The 19,678-nt window shown below is 61.0% G+C and carries 16 protein-coding genes and 1 riboswitch; of the genes, 8 read left to right on the forward strand and 8 right to left on the reverse strand.

Going from position 1 to position 19,678, the window contains the following annotated elements; genetic code table 11:
• Window positions 1-151 precede the first annotated feature (151 nt).
• On the reverse strand, window positions 152-1,159 hold the full coding sequence (locus tag FHT73_RS08395) for a DUF4424 domain-containing protein (RefSeq protein ID WP_112605988.1): 1,008 nt from the start codon (window positions 1,157-1,159) through the stop codon (window positions 152-154).
• Between the two features lie 111 nt (window positions 1,160-1,270).
• On the opposite strand from FHT73_RS08395, the gene FHT73_RS08400 reads away from it, so the two are divergent.
• Window positions 1,271-2,011 (forward strand): TlyA family RNA methyltransferase, encoded by a 741-nt coding sequence (locus FHT73_RS08400; RefSeq protein ID WP_112605991.1) that lies wholly within the window; start codon window positions 1,271-1,273, stop codon window positions 2,009-2,011.
• On the forward strand, window positions 2,008-3,258 hold the full coding sequence (locus FHT73_RS08405) for a class I SAM-dependent RNA methyltransferase (protein ID WP_183710903.1): 1,251 nt from the start codon (window positions 2,008-2,010) through the stop codon (window positions 3,256-3,258). The genes FHT73_RS08400 and FHT73_RS08405 overlap by 4 nt, the downstream gene beginning before the upstream one ends.
• 4 nt (window positions 3,259-3,262) lie before the next feature.
• Here the strand turns inward: FHT73_RS08405 and FHT73_RS08410 are convergent, their stop codons facing one another.
• Together FHT73_RS08410 and FHT73_RS08415 are read right to left on the reverse strand one after the other, a co-directional pair.
• Window positions 3,263-4,015 (reverse strand): crotonase/enoyl-CoA hydratase family protein, encoded by a 753-nt coding sequence (locus FHT73_RS08410; RefSeq protein WP_183710905.1) that lies wholly within the window; start codon window positions 4,013-4,015, stop codon window positions 3,263-3,265.
• Between the two features lie 89 nt (window positions 4,016-4,104).
• The gene (locus FHT73_RS08415; RefSeq protein ID WP_183710907.1) at window positions 4,105-5,916 is read right to left on the reverse strand and encodes an acyl-CoA dehydrogenase; all 1,812 of its coding nucleotides are present in this window, start codon (window positions 5,914-5,916) and stop codon (window positions 4,105-4,107) included.
• Between the two features lie 283 nt (window positions 5,917-6,199).
• On the opposite strand from FHT73_RS08415, the gene FHT73_RS08420 reads away from it, so the two are divergent.
• A complete protein-coding gene (locus FHT73_RS08420; RefSeq protein ID WP_112606095.1) occupies window positions 6,200-7,201 on the forward strand; it encodes a transporter in 1,002 nt (333 codons plus the stop codon).
• A gap of 69 nt (window positions 7,202-7,270) precedes the next feature.
• On the opposite strand, the gene FHT73_RS08425 is transcribed toward FHT73_RS08420, so the two are convergent.
• Entirely contained in the window at window positions 7,271-7,741 is a 471-nt protein-coding gene (locus FHT73_RS08425; RefSeq protein WP_183710910.1) for a BA14K family protein, read from the reverse strand.
• Window positions 7,742-8,048: 307 nt separating this feature from the next.
• On the opposite strand from FHT73_RS08425, the gene FHT73_RS08430 reads away from it, so the two are divergent.
• Window positions 8,049-8,999: a GH25 family lysozyme gene (locus tag FHT73_RS08430; RefSeq protein ID WP_246712067.1), complete on the forward strand. Its 951-nt coding sequence runs from the start codon at window positions 8,049-8,051 to the stop codon at window positions 8,997-8,999.
• 109 nt (window positions 9,000-9,108) lie between these two features.
• On the opposite strand, the gene FHT73_RS08435 is transcribed toward FHT73_RS08430, so the two are convergent.
• A complete protein-coding gene (locus FHT73_RS08435; protein ID WP_112606009.1) occupies window positions 9,109-10,197 on the reverse strand; it encodes a hybrid-cluster NAD(P)-dependent oxidoreductase in 1,089 nt (362 codons plus the stop codon).
• Window positions 10,198-10,199: 2 nt separating this feature from the next.
• The gene (locus FHT73_RS08440) at window positions 10,200-11,444 is read right to left on the reverse strand and encodes an aromatic ring-hydroxylating dioxygenase subunit alpha (protein ID WP_112606012.1); all 1,245 of its coding nucleotides are present in this window, start codon (window positions 11,442-11,444) and stop codon (window positions 10,200-10,202) included.
• 96 nt (window positions 11,445-11,540) lie between these two features.
• Window positions 11,541-11,745, reverse strand: a riboswitch (cobalamin riboswitch).
• Between the two features lie 349 nt (window positions 11,746-12,094).
• Here FHT73_RS08440 and FHT73_RS08445 point away from each other — a divergent pair.
• From FHT73_RS08445 to FHT73_RS08455, 3 genes are read left to right on the forward strand one after another with little or no spacing between them, the layout of a single operon-like run.
• Complete coding sequence (locus FHT73_RS08445) at window positions 12,095-12,712, forward strand: DUF6656 family protein (protein ID WP_183710914.1); 618 nt, start codon at window positions 12,095-12,097, stop codon at window positions 12,710-12,712.
• Window positions 12,713-12,771: 59 nt separating this feature from the next.
• Entirely contained in the window at window positions 12,772-13,746 is a 975-nt protein-coding gene (locus FHT73_RS08450) for an L-threonylcarbamoyladenylate synthase (RefSeq protein WP_183710916.1), read from the forward strand.
• Window positions 13,747-13,779: 33 nt separating this feature from the next.
• Window positions 13,780-15,210 (forward strand): FAD-binding oxidoreductase, encoded by a 1,431-nt coding sequence (locus tag FHT73_RS08455; protein WP_183710918.1) that lies wholly within the window; start codon window positions 13,780-13,782, stop codon window positions 15,208-15,210.
• 3 nt (window positions 15,211-15,213) lie between these two features.
• On the opposite strand, the gene phnF is transcribed toward FHT73_RS08455, so the two are convergent.
• Entirely contained in the window at window positions 15,214-15,948 is a 735-nt protein-coding gene (gene phnF, locus FHT73_RS08460; protein WP_183710920.1) for a phosphonate metabolism transcriptional regulator PhnF, read from the reverse strand.
• A gap of 72 nt (window positions 15,949-16,020) precedes the next feature.
• On the opposite strand from phnF, the gene FHT73_RS08465 reads away from it, so the two are divergent.
• Window positions 16,021-16,572 carry an MOSC domain-containing protein gene (locus tag FHT73_RS08465; protein WP_183710922.1) on the forward strand — a complete coding sequence of 184 codons (552 nt, stop codon included), beginning with the start codon at window positions 16,021-16,023 and terminating at the stop codon, window positions 16,570-16,572.
• Window positions 16,573-16,649: 77 nt separating this feature from the next.
• Here the strand turns inward: FHT73_RS08465 and FHT73_RS08470 are convergent, their stop codons facing one another.
• Window positions 16,650-19,607, reverse strand: coding sequence for a DNA translocase FtsK (locus FHT73_RS08470; protein WP_183710924.1), 2,958 nt, complete (start codon window positions 19,605-19,607; stop codon window positions 16,650-16,652).
• Window positions 19,608-19,678 lie beyond the last annotated feature (71 nt).

The following is a 19,678-nucleotide window of genomic DNA, read 5'->3' on the forward strand; positions in this document are numbered from 1 at the left end:
TCGAAGAATTCAGGGAGGGGGCATGATTGGGACGCTGACGCGCGAAGCCTTCATGGCAGGCGGCGATCTTGAAACGGATCGCCGCAATCACGGGCATCAATAGAGGCTTCGGCTTTAAATTTATTTAATTTGAGAGACAGTGAGTGCACCGCTAGTTCACGGCAGCTGCAGCTAGGATCAGGATATCCAGGTCGTGCTCCGGGTAAAAATCCTGCGCCGTCATCTGGAATGTCGTCGCGCCGATCTTCTTCACATTCGTACCGCAAAAGCTGATGTAGTTTTCAGGACTGCCCTTATCGACCGTCAACTCGAAATGCTTGATCGGACCGGACCAGTTGGCTCCGGTCGTCAGCACATAGGAGATCCAGCTCTCCGTATAGCCGCGGCCACCCTTGTCGGCCACCGCGGCAAGTTTCACCGCCGTCTTCAGAAAAGTCTCGTCGAGACAATATTTGCCACGATAGGCCTGGAGCTGCTGCTTCTGGTAATCTTCGTCGCCGGCGAAGGTGATGGCGACCGTGCCGCCGACACTTGGCTTGTAGCGATGCTCGACCGCAATCTTCGCCTTGGCCGGAAATTTCGTACGCCACCAATAGGTGGTATGCAGCGTCCACATCGGCGTCGGATGATGCTTCATGCCCTGGCCGTCATTGTCGTATTCGTCGTCGGCGATCAAACCGCGGGCAGTCCAGTCCTCGAGTAGATCGACGGGCAGCTTGGCGACGGCATCCATGGCCGCCTTGCTGAGCGGCAGCAGCGACACGCCATGAGCCTTCAATTCATCCGTCATGTCGACGCCGGCCACCGATACGCGCTGCTGCAGGGTCGGCGTAATAGCCTTACCATCCTGGGTCACAGTGAAGCCGAGGAAATTGTCGGAATCAACATTTCCCGTATCGACCATGCTGTCTATGTCACCCTTGATATCGGGCATCGGGAAGGCGACGACGCTTTCGACATCCTTGTCGGAGGTGTTTTCGAATACGTAATCGACGCGCACTTCGGTCTGCGAGATGAACAGTTTTTCCTGATCCATGCTGATATCGCCAGTGCGGACATAGGCAAGACCACCCGTCTTCAGCTCGGCCATCGTATCATTTGCCATAGCCGGAACGGCGATCGTCGCCATCAGCGCTGCATAGCCACAGATATTTCGCATGGTGCCCCTCACCGTTGATGTCGGCGATTATCGCCTGTCGCAATCCTGCGTCAACGCCGATATCAGCATAAAAGGCTTGCAACACAGCCGATTGCCCGGCATGGACAGCCCATGTCAGAACCACAACGCCTCGACCAGCTTCTCGTCACCCTTTCGCTCTTCGCCAGCCGCTCGCGCGCTCGCGATGCGATCCAGCGCGGCACGGTCACCGTGAACGGCAAGATCGTGACGAAGCCCGGGGCACTCTTCACCGAAGACGCACAGATCAGCATCGACGATCCGGCGCAGGATTATGTTTCCCGCGCGGCGCTGAAGCTGGTGGCGGCGCTTGATCATTTCGACCTCGATCCGCGCGGACAGCATTGTCTCGATGTCGGCGCATCGACCGGTGGTTTCACCGAGGTGCTGCTTGAGCGAGGCGCTGCCCATGTCACGGCGATCGACGTCGGCCACGACCAGATGCATCCGCGCGTAGAAGCCGATCCGCGCGTGACCAATATCGAAGGGCTGAATGCGCGCAATCTGACCGCCGGGGATATAGGCGAGCCCTTCTCCTTCGTCGTTTCCGATGTCTCGTTCATTTCGCTCAAGCTCGCTCTCGCGCCGGCGCTTGCGCTTGCCGAACCGGGCGCGCGGGCGGCACTGCTCGTAAAACCGCAATTCGAGGCGGGCCGCGATGCGATCGGCAAGGCGGGTCTCCTGAAGGACCCCTCCTCCGCTCCGGCTGTGGCGGCCGAACTCGAGCGCTGGTTCACCGAAGACATGGGCTGGCAAAGCCTCGGCCTCATCGCCTCGCCGATTACAGGCGGCGACGGCAACCAGGAATTTCTTCTCGCAGGGATCAAGCCATGAGCACTGAAACCGTCACCATCCAGAAGCTCGGCGCCCAGGGCGACGGCATCGCGCAGGGCGCCGATGGACCGATCTATGTACCCTTCACGCTGCCGGGCGAAAGCGTCGCCATCGCGCGGGTGAAGAGCCAGGGCACGCTGATGTCGGTCGCGTCCACCTCGCCGGATCGCCAGGAGCCACACTGTCGGCACTTCGGCCCGCATGGCGTCAACGGCGCCTGCGGCGGCTGCACCCTGCAGCATTATGCCGATGCGCCCTATCGCGCCTTCAAGCGCCAGCTCGTCGTCGACGCGCTTCGCTCCAAGGGCCTGACGCCCGAGGTGGACGATATCGTCGCCGCGCATCCGGGCGAGCGGCGCAGGGTTGTCTTCGCCGCGCGCAAGACTGAAAAGGATATGCTGATCGGCTTCAATCAAGCCGAAAGCCACCATATCGTCGCCATCGAGGAATGTCCCATCGCCTCGGCCGGCATCATGGCCCGCCTGCCAGCGATCAAGACGATCGCCGCTGCAATGGCCGTCAATGCCGAAGCCTTCCGCATTTCCGTGTTGGAAACGCAGACCGGCCTCGATCTTGCGGTCGACGGCATTAAGTCGCTTTCGGACAAGCAGCGCCGCGGCACCATCGAAACGGTTCTGTCGCTTCGCGGCATCGCCCGTGTTTCACTGAACGGCGAGATCCTGGTCGAACCGGTAAAGCCGATGATCGATTTCGGCGGCGTCCAGGTCGCACCGCCGCCTGGTGCCTTCACGCAGGCAACCAAGCAGGCCGAGGACGCCATGGCCGAGCTGGTTGCAACCCATGTCGGCAAGGCAAAGCGCATTGCCGATCTCTTCGCCGGCAGCGGCACCTTCTCGCTTCGCCTGGCGCGGATCGGACGCGTGCAGGCGGTGGAAAGCGAGGAAAAGCCGCTCGCGGCACTGGACCAAGCAGCGCGTACGACACAGGGGCTGAAGCCCGTCAGTGTCGAGCGCCGTGATCTCTTTCGCCGACCGCTGATGACGCAGGAATTGAAGGTCTACGACGCCGTCGTGTTCGACCCGCCGCGCGCCGGCGCGGAATTCCAGAGCAAGGAACTGGCTCGATCGCAGGTCAAGAAGATCGTCGCCGTCTCCTGCAACCCGCTGACCCTCGCCCGTGACCTCGCTATCCTCGTCGAGGGCGGCTACCGCATTACCCGGGTAACGCCGATCGACCAGTTCCTGTGGACCTCACATGTCGAGGTGGTTGCGGCGCTGGAGAAGTAAGCCTTCACCGCTTCATAAAGGCCTCGAAAGCCGCGCGGGCTTCGGCGCTTTTCAGTTGGGCGGCGAAATGCTCGGCCTCTTTCTGGATGTGGTCGAGGACGGCATCCGGAGGTCCCCGCATCAGGTCGCGTGCGATCCGAAGGGCCTCGGGCGGCTTGGCGGCGAGTTTGGCCGCCAGCGCCAGCGTTTCGGTCTCCACCGCTTCCGGTGACGCTACCTTCCAGATTAGGCCCGCCTCCTTCGCTTCGGCAGCGGAAAAGCCTTCGCCGAGCGCAAGCAGCGCGAAGGCGCGTTGATGGCCCATGGCGCGCGGTGCAAGCAAGCTCGAGGCCGCTTCGGGAACCAGCGCGAGATCGACGAAGGGTGTCTTGAACAGGCTGCGGTCGGAGGCAACAGTCAGATCGCAATGCAGATGGATCGTTGTGCCGATGCCGATCGCCAGGCCGTCGACGCCGGAGACGACGGGCTTCCTCGTGCTCGCCAGCGCGACAAGAAAATCAATGACTTCGCGCCCCATATTGCCGCTCATGGCGAAAGCGAGGAAATCGGCGAGATCATTGCCGGCAGAGAAGCAGCCTTCCGTGCCAAGGAAGGCATGGACGCGGATATCCGGCGCAGCTTCCGCCGCGTTCAGCGCGTCGGTCATCGTCTGATACATGGCGCGGGTGATGGCGTTCTTTTTTTCCGGCCGGTTGAACCGGATGATCTGGATATGCGGCGCGGACTCGGGGCGTTCGATGAGGATGTGGTCGGTCATGGCTTTCCCTTAGGCTAGAGCATGATGCCGAAAAGTGTGAGCGGTTTTCGGACGACATCATGCTCTACTTCTTTGATTCTAGGGCGGATTCAGATTTTAGGTCGAATAGACCTAAAATCATCCGACTCTAGTGCGGCGCGGGCGGCTTCGAGGCTGGATGCGCCGGCGATGACCCGATCGGAGAGAGCGGCAGTCTCGGCTAAGAGGTTTTCGGCAACGAAGCGGCAGAGTGCGATGCGCTTGGCCCCCTCGCCGTCGCCTGCATCGGCAAGGCCACCCTTGGCCAGATAAGAGCCTGTTAGCACGAGGCCGAAAAGCCGCTGGTAAGGCGTGGCGCCCGCCAGAGCTTCGGCAACGGCGCCCTCTGCCTGTTTCGACAGGAGCCATTCGCTCGTCTTTTCCAGATAGGCAATGGCCGCCTGTAGCCGCGGCGCCGTTTCGCCGAAACCATCCAGATTGGACTTGGCGACGGAATCGGCGATCTCGCGCAGTTCGGTCATGAAGGCGCGCATGTGGTCGCCGTTGGCGATCGTCAGCTTTCGCGTCACCAGATCGATGGCCTGGATGCCGTTAGTGCCCTCGTAGATCGGTGCGATGCGCGCGTCCCGCAGCAGGCGCGCGGCGCCTGTCTCCTCGATAAAGCCCATGCCGCCATGGATCTGGATGCCAAGCGAAGCGACATCGACGCCGGCATCGGTGGAGAAAGACTTGGCAATCGGCGTCAGCAATGCGGCGCGCTCCTGCCAATATTTTGCTCTCTCGGGATCGCGATGCGACATGTCGATCGCCTGCGCACAGGCGTAGCAGATCGCACGCGAGCCCTGCGTAAGGGCTTTCATCGTCAGCAGCATGCGGGCGACATCGGGATGTTCGATGATCGGGCTCATGCCCGAGGATGTCGTACCCGGCGCGCGACCTTGGGTGCGCTCCCGGGCATAGGCGATGGCCTTCTGGGTCGCGGCTTCAGCAATCGCGACACCCTGGATGCCGACAGCCAATCTGGCATTGTTCATCATCGTGAACATGCAGGCGAGGCCTTTGTTTTCCTCACCCACCAGCCAGCCGACGGCGCCCTTTTCGGCTCCATATTTGCCATCGCCGTAGATCATCGTGCAGGTCGGTGAACCATGGATGCCGAGCTTATGTTCCAGCGAATGCACGAAAAGATCGTTGCGGGCACCGAGCGAGCCGTCCTCATTCACAAGGAATTTCGGCACGAGAAACAGCGAAATGCCACGCGTGCCGGCAGGCGCATCCGGAAGGCGGGCGAGGACGAAATGGATGATATTGTCGGCTGCCTCGTGATCGCCCCAGGTGATGAAAATCTTCTGGCCGAAGATACGATAGGTGCCATCATCGCGGCGTTCGGCGCGGGTGCGCAAAGCGCCGACATCGGAACCGGCCTGCGGCTCGGTCAGGTTCATCGTACCGGACCATTCACCGGAAACGAGCTTTGCCAGATATGTCTTCTTGAGATCGTCGCTGCCGTGGGCGTGCAAGGCCTCGATCGCTCCCATGGTCAACGTCGGGGCAAGACCGAAGGCCATGGAGGCGGAATTCCACATTTCCAGCGTCGCGATATTCAGCATGTGCGGCAAGTCCTGCCCGCCGAACTCCTCCGGTGCGGTAAGGCCGTTCCAGCCGCCGGCGATCCAGTCGCGATAGAGCTTCTCCCAGCCATCGGGAAGCACGACTTTGCCGTCGACCAATCTTGCGCCTTGTTTGTCACCGTTCTCGGCAAGCGGCTCCACCGCTTCACCGGCGAAACGCCCGGCTTCCGACAGGATAGCGTCGACAAGATCGGTGCCGAGATCGCCGAGAATGCCCTCTTCCATGGCGCGTTCCATGCCCGCGACATGCTTCAGCGTGAATGCGATTTCTTCGACTGGCGCCTTGTACATGCTGCTTCCTCCGCACTTTTGCTGACAATGAGCCGCCTCACCCGGATCATCGATGATATTCTGGTTACAGCTAGTTTATTTTTACGTAAACGTCAATTTTCTCGAACCGCGGAAATGTTGATTTCCACCCCCACCCCCCGCTTTCAGTTAGGTCTTAAGCGCCGCATCGCTGTGACAGCGCCGCCAATGTCCGCGATTATTCCATCGGACCTCGGACTTGCATAAACAACCGTCATGAATGAAGACTATGGCAACTGTTCAGACAAAGCGAACGATGCCCCCCATGAACACGCTCACGTCAGTCAATATCATACCCGGTTTTATCTGGGCATACCGTCTCCGTTCCGGTGCAGCAAAGCCGGAGCGTCTGCCCGACGATACCCATCGCTCGACTCTCTTCAGCGATGACGGTTTTCTCTGGCTGCATCTCAATCTCGTCGATGCGCGCGTACCCGCCTTTCTCGAGGATGCACCCGGATTAAACGAAGCCGCCCGCATCGCTCTGACCACGCATGAGACCCATGCGACCATTACGGTCGACGAGCAGATGCTTTTCGGCACGTTGGTCGATTTCCAGCGAGACTTCGCCCACAATACACACGATATCGGCTGGCTGCATTTTGCCCTCACCGATCGCATGCTGATCACTACCCGGCTGCAGCCGCTGCGCAGCCTCGACCGGACCCGTGTGCTGATCGAGAAGAATGCTGCGCGATTTTCAGGCCCGATCGATATCTTCGAGCTGATCGTCGTCGAATTTCAGCGAACGCTGATCTCGGTCGTCATCGAGATTAGCGAAGAGTTGAATGCCATCGAGGATTTCGTGCATGGCAATACGACACACGACGAGCGTGCCAAGCTGCCGCCCATCCGCCGGACCATCGTGCGTCTGCATCGCCATCTGCGCACCGTTCTCTCGCTGATGCGCCATGCCGCCGCCTCGGACGATGAGGAAATGCCGCTCGGCTTCGAGGATGTCGCTGGCCGGCTGACGGGGCGCCTCGAAGCGGTCGAACACGACGTCTATGCGCTGCAGGAACGGGCGAGGCTGTTGCACGAAGAAATCGATTCCAAGCTCGCCTCCGAGATCAATCGGCATCTCTATATCCTGTCGATCATGACAGCGTTTCTGCTGCCGCCGACGCTGGTGACAGGCTTCTTCGGCATGAATACATCGGGGCTGCCGCTGGCGGGTGGAGCGAGCGGTACGGGATATGCGGTTGGCTTCATCATCGCCTCCATACTGCTGGCATGGTGGCTGCTCAAGCGGGTCAATATTCTCTGACGTCAAAGCATGAAAAAGCCGCCCGGCGGGAAATCGGACGGCTGGCATTGGCAGTTCTGGAAGCGCCGCTTAGAAATAAGGCGAGTAGCACTGACGGCGCGGGCCGGAGTTCGGCTGGAACGTATTGTCGTAAGCGCGGTAGGAACGATAGCGTCCCTCGCACCATTCGACATGACGCGGATTGATGCCGGCGCTCGGGGCCGGAGCCGGCTCGTAATAGCGCGGCTGGCTGGCGATTGCGCCGCCAATCAATGCGCCGGCGCCGAAGGCAGCCAGCGGGAACCAATAGCCGTCATGATAGCGATAACCATGACGATAGCCGCCGCGATAACCGCGGTAGCCGCCATACCAGCCGCGGCGATAGTAACCACCATGACGCCACTGTACCTGCTCGACATTATCAGGCGCGGCCTGGCTGGGCGCGGACTGTTTTACGACCGGTGCGGCGGGCATCTGCATGGCGAAAGACGGTGTGAAGCTCGTCAGGGCGACGGCAGCAGTCAAGGCGGCTGTCGCGATTTTTGCACGGAAACCAAGCATTTTCATCTCCATTCCCTGGTTCGGCTTGCTACTCAAGCCTGTAAGCGTTTCATGTCGGGAATGCTTCCCGAGCAAGGTTTCGCTGCCTGCTTCGTCGCATATCCGAATAGACGACAAGAAACGCTGCAGCGCGTTATTTAGTTCCTCAAATCCCTACCGATTTAAGGAGTTACGGGAGGCTCCACGATGAATTTATAGTGATTGCTTTCTTAACCCAAGATTAACCAGCAATCCTTACTATTATTTCATGAAAGGATACCGAAAGAGTAACCTCCTCATTTACAGCTTGCTGACGATCCTGGCCCTGATGGGGCCGGTCTCCAAGCCCTCGGCCGGTGAGAGCCAGCCCTGGGGCGACCCGAAAAACGCCCTGATTGTCGATGCTTACGAGCTGAACACCATCGACTGGGCCGCATTCCTGCAGGACAAGCGGATTGCCGGTTTCATCTCAAAGGCGTCCGACGGACTTCCTGAAAGCTTCAGTTGCACCGGCGACCATGGCGGCGATACCGTGGCCCATTGCAGGACGATGTGGCGCAAATACGCCGTCAGCCGTGAGCTGTTTCAAACGCGCCGCATGCTGGCAAAATCGAATGGCCTGTTATGGGGCGCCTATCATCTGGGGCGGCCCGGCAATCCGATCGACCAGGCCAATCATTTTCTCGATTATGCCGATCCGCAACCCGATGAGCTGATGGTGCTCGACATCGACGGCATGGATGCAACGCAATTCATGTCGCTCGACGATGCGCAGATCTATGTCGCCCACATCAAGGTCAGAACCGGCCGCTATCCCGTTCTCTACGTCAATCACAACACGGCGCGATACATAGCCGACCACCGGGGTACCTATCCGCTGCTGTCACGGCTGCCCTTGTGGTATGCGCGCTACAAGCCGGATGTCAAAGGCACTTTCCCACTCGGCAATTGGGACAATTATGCCATCTGGCAGTTTGCTTCGTCGGACAATTGCTCGGAGAAAAGCTGCCCCTATCGGGTCCCGGGCACGCTTACCGATATCGACGTCAACGTCGTGCCGATGACAAAGGTCCAGCTCGCGAGGATCTGGCCGCAGGGCGATCTCCTGCCGGCGAAACCGCTGCCCGCGCCGGACCTGACGATCGCGCTCGCACAGATGTGCAGTGGGCCGCGGCAGATGCTCGTTTCCCTCATGCTCGAGATCGACCCCGTCGTCACGGCCTCGACCCCGCAAACCAAGCCGGTCGAGATTAATGAGCTGAACTACCAGGATTTCTAGAGCGTGATGCCGAAAAGTGTGGGCGGTTTTCGAACGACATCATGCTCTACTTCTTTGGCGCTAGAGCGGATTCAGATTTTAGGTCGAATAGACCTAAAATCATCCGGCTCTAGGCCTCGATCTGCACATCCGTCTTCGGGCGCGAGCAGCAGGCGAGGATGTAACCCTCGTCGATCTCATCATCAAGGATGCCGCCGTTGTGGCTCATCTCAACTTCGCCCGAAAGCTTCATGACCCGGCATGTGCCGCAGAGGCCGGATTCGCAGGCGGCGCCGATGCGCACGCCGGCGCCCCGCGCCGCCTGAAGCACGGTCTGGCCCGCCGCACAGGCCACATCCTTGCCCGCCATCGTGAAGCGGATCGTGGTTGCCGCCTCGCCGGAAGCATCGTCAGAGACTTCCGCAAGCGGTGTCGCCGCATTGGCCGGCTGGAAGCTTTCCTGATGGTAGCGTGACATGTCGAAGCCATGCGCTTCGAGCATCGAGCGCACGGCATCCATGAAGACTTCCGGGCCGCAGCAGAAGATGGTGCGATCCATGAAATCGGGCGCCAGCAGACCGATCTTCGCCTTGTCGATGCGGCCCTTCAGCCCCGACCAGAGATCGGTGCGGCCGCAGCCTTCGACGATGAAGCCGAGATCGAGGTTCGGCATGAAGCGGGCGAGATATTCGAGCTCGGAGCGGAAGATGATGTCCGTCGGGCTGCGCGAGCAATTGACGAAAGTAATGTCAGACAGCGGTGCTATGTCCGACATATACCGCGTCATCGACATCATCGGCGTGATGCCGGAGCCGGCCGAGACGAAGAGATATTTCTCGCCCGGATGACGGATGTGGCTGAAATCGCCGAGCGGGCCGAAAGCCTTGATGCGCATGCCCGGCTTCAGGTTCTCGAACATCCAGCGCGTGCCGATGCTATCTTTCTGCGCCTTCACCGTCACGGCGACCGAGAAGGGCCGCGACGGCGTGGACGACAGCGTATAGGTGCGCATGACCGGCTCCGGAGCCGCCGGCAGCTCCAGCGTCACGAACTGGCCCGGCAGATAGCGGAACCAGTTGTCCTTGTCGGACCCGAAGGTGAAGGTCATCACATCGGGCGCTTCGGGCGTGACTGAGAGACATTCGAGCAGATGCTGCCTGTCGCTCCAAGGCTGCATTTGGTCGAGATGGCGATGCGGAAGGGAGACGGCCATGTTCATGCTCAGGCAACCGCCGACAGCTTGGCCTGGTCGCCTTGCAGCCGGTTGATCATGAAAGTCGTGTACCATTCGACGAACTGCATGACGCCGCCTTCATGGATTTCCGAATAGGGACCGGGCTCATAGGCCGGCGAGCGGATGCCGAAGGCATTTTCCTCGACGATCCGGCGGTCCTGATCGTTGGTTTCGGTCCAGACGTGTGTCAGTTCCTCGAGATTGTAGTCGACGCCTTCGACCGCATCCTTGTGAACGAGCCACTTCGTGGTGACGGCCGTTTCCTCGGCGCTGATCGGCAGGACACGGAAGGAAATCGCGTGGTCGCCGAGCATGTGGTTCCACGTCGTCGGATAGTGGAAGAGCAGCATAGTGCCGATGCCGTTGATCGTCACGTCGGGCGAGAGCGGCCGCCTGACGGCATTCTGGCCGGACATGGTGTAGCTTTCGGCGCCTTCGATCAGCGGCATACGGGCAGTGCGGAACTGTCCGTCCGGCGAGATCTTGAATTCGCTTGGCAGGCCTGCGGCTTCGCAGCGCGCCCAGTGCTCGGTGATGACGGGATCGCTCATCGCGCCCTGCACGCCGGTAACCGTCGGAGCTTCCGGGAAGGTGCGGCACAGTTCGGGGTGATTGGCCGCACAGTGATAGCACTCGCGGTTGTTTTCCCAGACGAGCTTCCAGTTGCCCTTTTCGATAATGGTGCTCTGGAAGGCGACCTTGGCTTCGCTGATACGATGCGGGGCCATGTAGGGCTCGATCGTGGCGCGAACCGGTGCGAAATCGGGAGCGTTCTGCGCGAGGCAGATGAAAATGTAGCCGCCGACACTTTCGCAGTGAACCGGCTTCAGCGAATACTGGCTCTTGTCAAAATCCTCCGCCATCTGTCGGGCAAAGAGCAGCGAGCCGTCGAGTTCGTAGGTCCACTGGTGATACGGGCAGACGAGCTTTGCCGACGATCCGCGCTCGGTCGTGCAGACGCGCGAGCCGCGGTGACGGCAGCTATTGTGGAAGGCGCGGATGACCTGATCGCGGCCACGGACGATGACGACGGGATAATCACCGATCTGGACGGTGAAGTAATTGCCCGCACGCGGCACTTCGCAATCATGGCCGATGAACAGCCAGTCGCGATAGTAGATCGTCTCCATGTCGAGCTTGAAGTATTCCGGATCAGTGTAGAAGGGTTGCTCCAGGCTGAAACCCGTCCGGTGGTTCTTCAGTTGCCGCAGAACTTTGCTGCCGATATCCATTTGCCTATCCTTGCGCAATACCGGAAGACGAGCAGAGGACATGCAAGGCCGTTGGGAACGGCCGAAAGCAATCCCCCGACCGCCCGCCGCGGTCAGTAAACCATATGTGCCCAAGGCTGGTTTCCGGGCTCTGGAGCGGCCCTGTTGCCAGGACCCCATGGCACCTTCCCAGACCGATCGGCCCAGTGGCTTTATCCGCCATGCCTCACTCCACCACCGTTGCGGGGGCAGCGCCGGATTTTGACCGGCTTCCCAATTCTCCGTCTCCCTAGCAGACGGCACCTTGAGATTGATATCATCATAGCTCTCGGCCGCGTCTGCCGCTGCGCTGCAATGCGACATCGGCTTCGAATTTGACGACAGGTGAAACCGGACGATAGGACGGTTGCATGGCGTGAGAATATTGACAGGCAATTCAATTACTTGGGCGCTTGCATCGGAGATGGTCAAAGCATCGCATATCCATTCCGCCAATGACGCTTTATCCTGATTGCGACAGGTCAGCGAATGGCCGGCAATCAGGGGAACAATTGGGCGGCAGAAAGCGCCAACGGAGCCGCTATCGGGGCGCCTTCAATCCGGCACGATCAAGCTCGGCTCAAGCTCCGTGGTTCATCATATCGCCAAAGAGTTTTATAGCGAGATCCGGCATGGCCAAACTCAGATATTTCGACGCTGGGAAGCCCGCCGAGCCCGAACCGGCGCAGCCGGTATCGACGACGGGGTACACCGAATTCCTGCGCACCGGCCGTATCAACCGCAACAGGCCGCATTGGCTGGCGGAAGAGCGGGAATACCTCACCCACGAACAGGTGGCCGAACGTACGGCGCTGAAGCTCAGGGACGCCGGCGAGAAGACCCACGACCGGCTCAACAATTTCCATAGGTCCATCCGCTTCCCGAAGCTCATCTTTCATCACACGCTGAAGGACACGCCGCATCTCGGCTATTGCCACGTGACCGCGGCGCGGACGCAGTTCGCGCATTATGAGGACGTGAACTGGGCTTTCTATATCGCCAACTTCTTCGCCCGGATCGGCCAGGAAGAGAACTTCTTCGAAGACATCAGCCTCAAATATTCGCGGATGTATTTCGCTGTCGCCATCCATCCGGACAAGGACACGGAAGACAAGAAGCTGACGATCAATCGCGACATCCGCGGCAACGGCGTGCTGTTCCACACCCACGATCCGCAGATCGCCATCCGCAACGTTCTTCTCCTAGGCGCCCGTAACGAGCAGCTCCGCGACATCATTCGCCAGCTTTGACGATTGATCCGAAAACTCGAAGAGCATAAGAAACGGCCTGAACTGCAAGCAGGCAGGCCATGGCACGACACATAGACATTCTCGAACATCCGCAAATGGCAATAGAAGTGGCGACGGCGACCCTTGCCGAGGGTCTGCCGATCGGGCTGCCGACGGAGACGGTCTACGGCCTTGCCGCCGATGCCACCAACCCTGCCGCCATTACCCGGATCTATGAGACGAAGGGCCGGCCGCGCTTCAATCCGCTGATCTGCCATATGAGCGATCTTGCGATGGCCGAACGCTATGCGGTCTTCGACCCCATCTCGCGCAAGCTCGCGGAAGCCTTCTGGCCCGGGCCGCTGACGCTGGTGCTGCCGCTCCAGCCCGATAGCGGCATCCATCCGCTGGCGACCGCGGGGCTCGACACGGTCGGCATCCGCGTGCCCCAGGGCTTTGCCGGCGAGCTGATCCGCGCCTTTGATCGGCCGCTCGCAGCACCGAGCGCCAATACCTCGGGCAAGATCAGCGCCACCAGCGCCGATCACGTGGACGACGATCTCGGAGAACGGATCACGCTCATCCTCGACGCCGGGGCTTCGGTCGTCGGCGTGGAGTCGACCATCGTCAAGGTTGAGGATGGCGAGATGCGCCTGCTGCGGCCCGGCGGGCTGGCGGCAAGCGAGATCGAACGGGTAGCCGGCAAGGCGCTGAAGCGCAAGAAGAAGGCCTCCGCTGCCATCGAGGCGCCAGGCATGCTTGCTTCGCATTATGCGCCGGGAGCGGCGGTGCGGCTCGACGCCACGGAGGTTTCCGCAAGCGAGGCGCTGATTCGCTTCGGCACGCCAAACATTCCCGGCAGCGAGAACGCCGTCGCTGTGCTGGATCTGAGCGCCAGCGGCGATCTTTCGGAAGCTGCCGCAAACCTTTTCGACTTCATGAAGCGCGCCGATGCCACCGGTGCAACGACAATTGCCTTTTCGCATATTCCCGACGAGGGCCTCGGCGAGGCTATCAACGACCGGCTGCGCCGCGCGGCCGCGCCTAGAGACTAAATCGGCCCGACACCATCAGGCAAAGGAAACGCCATGAGCAGCTCCGCCTCCTCTTCCGACCTCCTCGATCGCTTCGCCGCCATCGTCGGCGAAAAACATGCCGTGCGGGACCCGGCGGAAATTGCGCCGCATCTGGTGGAAAACCGCGGGCTCTATCATGGCGCTTCGCCTATGCTGCTGAAGCCCGGCTCGGTGGAAGAGGTTTCGGCCATCCTCAAGCTCGCCAGCGAGACCGGAACGGCCATCGTGCCCCAGACCGGCAATACCGGGCTTGTTGGCGGGCAGACGCCGCGCGAGGGCGGCTCGGACATCATCCTATCGCTGGAACGCATGAACCGCGTGCGCGATATCGATCCTGTCGGCAATACGATGATTGTCGATGGCGGCTGCATCCTGGCTGATGTCCACAAGGCGGCAGCCGAGCATGGCCGCATGTTTCCGCTCTCGCTCGGCTCGGAAGGCTCTTGCCGCATCGCCGGCAATCTTTCCACCAATGCCGGGGGCACGGCCGTTCTCGCCTATGGCAATATGCGCCAGCTCTGCCTCGGCCTTGAAGTCGTTCTGCCCACGGGCGAGATCTGGAACGGATTGCGCCGCCTGAAGAAGGACAATACCGGCTACGACCTGCGCGATCTCTTCATCGGCGCGGAAGGCACGCTCGGGGTCATCATCGGTGCGGTGCTAAAACTCTTTCCGCAGCCGCTTGGCCATCAGGTCGCCTTTGCCGGCCTGCTATCGGTCGATGACGCGCTAACGCTATTCAAGAATGCCTCCAGCCTCTGCGGCACGGCACTGACCGGTTTCGAGCTGATGCCGCGCATCGGCGTCGAATTCACCACGCGGCATATACCGGGCGTGCGCGATCCGCTGGAGACGGTGCATCCCTGGTATGTGCTGATCGACATCTCCACCTCCGATTCGGCTGAGACGGCCGAGCGGATGATGACGACGCTGCTCGAACAGGGCTATGAGACCGGCCTGATCCAGGATGCGACCATCGCCAGCTCGGAAGCGCAGCAGAAAGCCATCTGGCATATGCGCGAGAGCATGTCGGACGCGCAGAAGCCGGAAGGCGGCTCGATCAAGCATGACGTTTCCGTGCCAGTGGCGCAGATCCCGCAATTCATGGCGGAAGCCGAAAAGGCCGTTGTCGCCGCCATGCCGGGCGCCCGCGTCTGCGCCTTCGGCCACATGGGCGACGGCAATATCCACTACAACATCTCGCAGCCCGTCGGCGCCGACAAGGCCGAGTTCATCGGCCGCTGGCGCGAGATCAACAAGATCGTGCATGGGCTTGTGTTGCAGCATGGCGGCTCGATCTCGGCCGAGCACGGCATCGGCCAGCTGAAGCGCGATGAACTGGCTTCCATCCGCTCGGAGATCGAGATCGACCTGATGCGCCGGATCAAGACGGCCTTCGACCCGGCAGGCATCATGAATCCGGGGAAGGTCCTCAAGGTCTGAGGTTTAGACCGTGACGACGACCCGCTCGGAAGCGAAGCAGCCGATCTGGCAGGAAATGACCGTGCCATCGGCATCGATGTCCTCGCCAGCATAGGCAAGTACCGGCACGAGGCGCGATTGCTGCAACAGGCGCGCCTCTGCTTCCGTCGGCATCCGAGCCGCGATGTCGGTGGAGCGTCGCCAATAATCCATCACGCCATACTCCCTCAGGGCTGCCGTGAACGAGCCTATTGCAGCGAACTTCTCCGCCAAGCCCGGAAAACGCTTCGCCGAGCAGCTGCGCGTGACGACGGATACGGGAAGCGCGTCGGCATAGGCGATCACGCACATGTCCAGCACCGTCTCGCCCGGCTCGAGATTGAGCCTTGCAGCTATATCGACGCTTGCCGGAACTTCCCTGGCCGAAAAAACCTTGCGCGTGAGGTTCGCATCCGTCGCGGTCAGATCCTTACTAAACCGTACCTTGTCGCCCAGCTGGAACCGGACGGGCATGTCGGCGCGGACATAGGCGCCGCTTCCGCGCGCAATCCGTAGCAAGCCCTCCCCTTCAAGCTGCGCAATCGCGCGCCGCATCGTCACCCTGGAAACGCCGAATTGTTCGGACAAGGCCCGCTCGCTCGGCAGGCGGCTGCCAGGCGCATGTCTGCCCGCATCGATGGCGTTTCGCAGCTCCGCGGCGACAGTCGCCCAGCCTCCAGCAGTTTTTACACCTTCGGCCTTTCGATTTTTCTCTTCCATCACAAATCTGTCGCCTTGAAATTGGTATATACCAATTTATAAAGATCCAGATCGTTTATGGAAGGGTTCGGCATGGGCGACAAGCGCATATATGTGACAACGGTCAGCAGCAGTGGCGTGCACGGGTTCAGCAAGCAGGCCAAGGATCATATTCAACTACTGACTGGGCTTGGCGTCGAAGGCGATGCGCATATGGGGGTGACGGTGAAGCATCGCTCGCGCGTCGCGGTCGATCCGACCCAGCCCAATCTGCGTCAGGTGCACATCATCCATGAAGAGCTGTTCGACGAGCTTGCCGAAAAGGGATTTTCCGTTTCTCCGGGCGATATGGGCGAGAATATCGCGACCCGAGGGATAGACCTGCTTTCGCTGCCGCAAGGCACACGCCTGCATATCGGCGCGGAAGCGATCGTCGAGGTGACGGGCTTGCGCAATCCCTGCAAGCAGATCGACAATTTTCAGAAGGGACTGCTGCATGCGGTGCTCGACAAGGATGCCGATGGCGGTCTGGTCCGCAAGGCAGGGATCATGAGCATTGTCGTGCAGGGCGGCCGCGTACAACGAGATGACGCCATTCGCTTCGAATTGCCGCCGATGCCGCATGTCAAACTTGAGCGTGTTTGATAAAAAGAGGCGGCCTCCGTTGGAAAGCCGCCTCATACCCTGGTTCCCATGTCGCGCCGGCTTTGCGGCGCGTCCAATCAATCGAAGTCTTCCTGACCCGAGTTGCCACCGCCATTGCGGTTACCGGAGATGATCTCGCGTTTGCCGACATGGTTGGCGGGGCCGACCAGGCCGTCCTTTTCCATGCGCTCGACGAGCGAGGCAGCGCGGTTGTAGCCGATGCCGAGGCGGCGCTGGATGTAGGAGGTCGAGCACTTCTTGTCGCGCATGACAACCTTGATTGCCTGTTCGTAGAGATCGTCGCCGTCTTCCGAGGCAATCGCGCCCTTGTCGAAAACAGCCGTATCTTCTTCCTCGTCTTCTTCGTCCTCGTCGGCGGTGACCGTATCGAGATATTCCGGACGGCCCTGCAGCTTCAGGTGCGCTACGACCTTCTCGACTTCCTCGTCCGAAACGAAGGGGCCGTGAACGCGGGAGATGCGGCCGCCGCCGGCCATGTGCAGCATGTCGCCCTGGCCGAGGAGCTGTTCGGCACCCTGCTCGCCGAGAATGGTGCGGCTGTCGATCTTCGACGTCACCTGGAAGGAGATGCGGGTCGGGAAGTTCGCCTTGATCGTGCCGGTGATGACATCGACCGAGGGCCGCTGCGTCGCCATGATCAGGTGGATGCCGGCGGCGCGCGCCATCTGTGCCAGACGCTGGATCGCACCTTCGATCTCCTTGCCGGCGACCATCATCAGATCGGCCATTTCGTCGACGATGACGACGATATAGGGCATCGGAGTCAGGTCCATTTCCTGTTGCTCCTCGATCGGGGCACCGGTGCCCTTGTCGAAGCCGGTCTGGACCATGACATGGATCGTCTCGCCCTTTTCCTTGGCGGAGGCAACGCGGCTGTTATAGCCGTCGATGTTGCGAACGCCGAGGCGCGACATCTTCTTGTAGCGATCCTCCATTTCGCGCACCGCCCATTTCAGCGCCATAACGGCCTTCTTCGGATCGGTCACGACAGGGGTCAGGAGGTGCGGGATACCGTCATAGACAGAGAGTTCCAGCATCTTCGGATCGACCATGATCAGGCGGCACTGTTCCGGGGTCATGCGGTAGAGCAGCGACAGGATCATGGTGTTGATCGCGACCGACTTGCCCGAACCGGTCGTACCAGCGACGAGCAGATGCGGCATCTTGGCGAGTTCCGCGATAACGGGTTCGCCGCCGATCGTCTTGCCGAGACCGAGCGCCAGCTTGTAGCCGCTCTTCTCGAAATCGGGCGAATCAATCATTTCGCGGAAATAGACAGTCTCGCGGTTGACGTTCGGCAGTTCGATGCCGATGACGTTGCGCCCGGGTACGACGGCGACGCGGGCCGAGAGGGCCGACATCGAACGGGCGATATCGTCTGCCAAGTTGATGACGCGGGAGGATTTGACGCCGGGTGCCGGCTCGAACTCATAGAGCGTGACAACCGGGCCGGGCCGGACATGGATGATCTCGCCCTTGACGCCGAAGTCCTCCAGCACGCTTTCCAGAAGGCCGGCATTCTGCTCCAGCGTTTCCTGCGTCATGATCACGCCGGAACGAACGGCAGGTTCCTGTAGCAGTTCGCGCGGCGGCAGCTCGTATTCGCCGTCAGCGGAGCGGGCGATCGGTCGCCATTCGGGCGGCGTCAGCGATGCGGGCCGGCGCGGCGAGATCCGCGATGGCGGCGCGTCGATCAGGCGCTGCGCCGCGGCTTCGACCGCGGGGATCGTCGGCGCAGCCTTGGCGACCGGTTGGGCAACAGCCGGCGCGGCGGCCTTCGTCGGCATCGGCGCCACGACCATGACAGACGCGGGCCGGGTTTCGGCGTCGGCACCATAGACGGCGGTTACGAAAGCGGGCGGCACGAATGTTTCGGCTGGCGCCACCACAGTCTGCGGCTCGGCAGCAGGTGCTTCGACGATGACGGGGGCCGCCTCGACGACGGGGGCCAGAACGGCAGCCTCAAGCGCGGCAAGCTCGTCCATGGCCGGTGTACTGATATCTACCACTGACGGTCTGGAAACGGTTTCGACGTGAGCTGCGATCTCGACTGCCGGAGGCTGCACGACAACGGGCTGCGGCTCGACGGCGGCAGCCGGGCGGCGGCACTCGACGACGCGGAACTTGGCGATGATCGATTCGGCATCGACTTCCGGCTTGGGCGTCGCCGGCTGCTTCGGCTCGCCCTTGAGGGCAGAGACGAATTCGCCGTCGAACGGCATCGCATCCCAGAATGCAAAATCGGAAAGATGGACAAGACGCGACTCGACCACAGGCGCGGCTAGGGACTCGGGAACACTTGACTGAACAGGGGAAGCATCCAGCGCGATCGCGGGAGCTTTCGAGAATGCGGTAGCGATAACGGTCATCTCCAATGCGTCCGGCTCGGTTGCCGGGGAATTCTGAATTACTGTCGGAATATAGCCTTCCACCACCAACGGCATGTCTTCGAGCGCTGGCAGATGGAACTCTGATGATTGCATCGGCTGCTGAATGACGACGGCGATCGGAGCCTCGACGGCGGGCGGCTCCATGACCCGCATCGCGGCGTGCGCGGAAGCCTGCGGCCGGATCTCAGCCTTCGGCTCGACAGGCGGACGGCGGCTGATAATTTCATTTTCACGGGTGCGGGTGAAGCGCACGTTCGGCCCCATCAGGAAGGCATTCTGCCAGCCGGGCGATGCGAGATCTTCCGCGGAGATTCCCTGCGGCAGAATCGGCATTTCCTGTTCGCTCGTAACGGCGGCAGCCTGAAGCGCCTCCACAACAGGCGGCGGGGCCGCGGCAGTGCGCTTCCTCACCTCTTCGGCAAGGCGCTTTTCCTCGGCACGGCGCTGCTCTTCGGCCTTGCGCTTGGCTTCACGGGCATTGCGAATCTTCTCTTCCAGAAACGCGCGGCGAGCGGCAATCTGCTCGGCGCGGCGAGCCTCTTCGGCCGCCTGCTCCGGGTCGAGATCGCCCTCCGGCTGGACGCCTTGCGAGGCATTGGAAAGTGTCGTTCGGGAAAGACGCATGAGACCTGCAACCCAGTCATTGATATTGCCGTTGGCTTCTCAAATCGAATAGGGCAAGGATGGTTAATAAG

It is taken from the genome of Rhizobium sp. BK098, assembly GCF_014193155.1.
Taxonomy (GTDB): domain Bacteria; phylum Pseudomonadota; class Alphaproteobacteria; order Rhizobiales; family Rhizobiaceae; genus Rhizobium.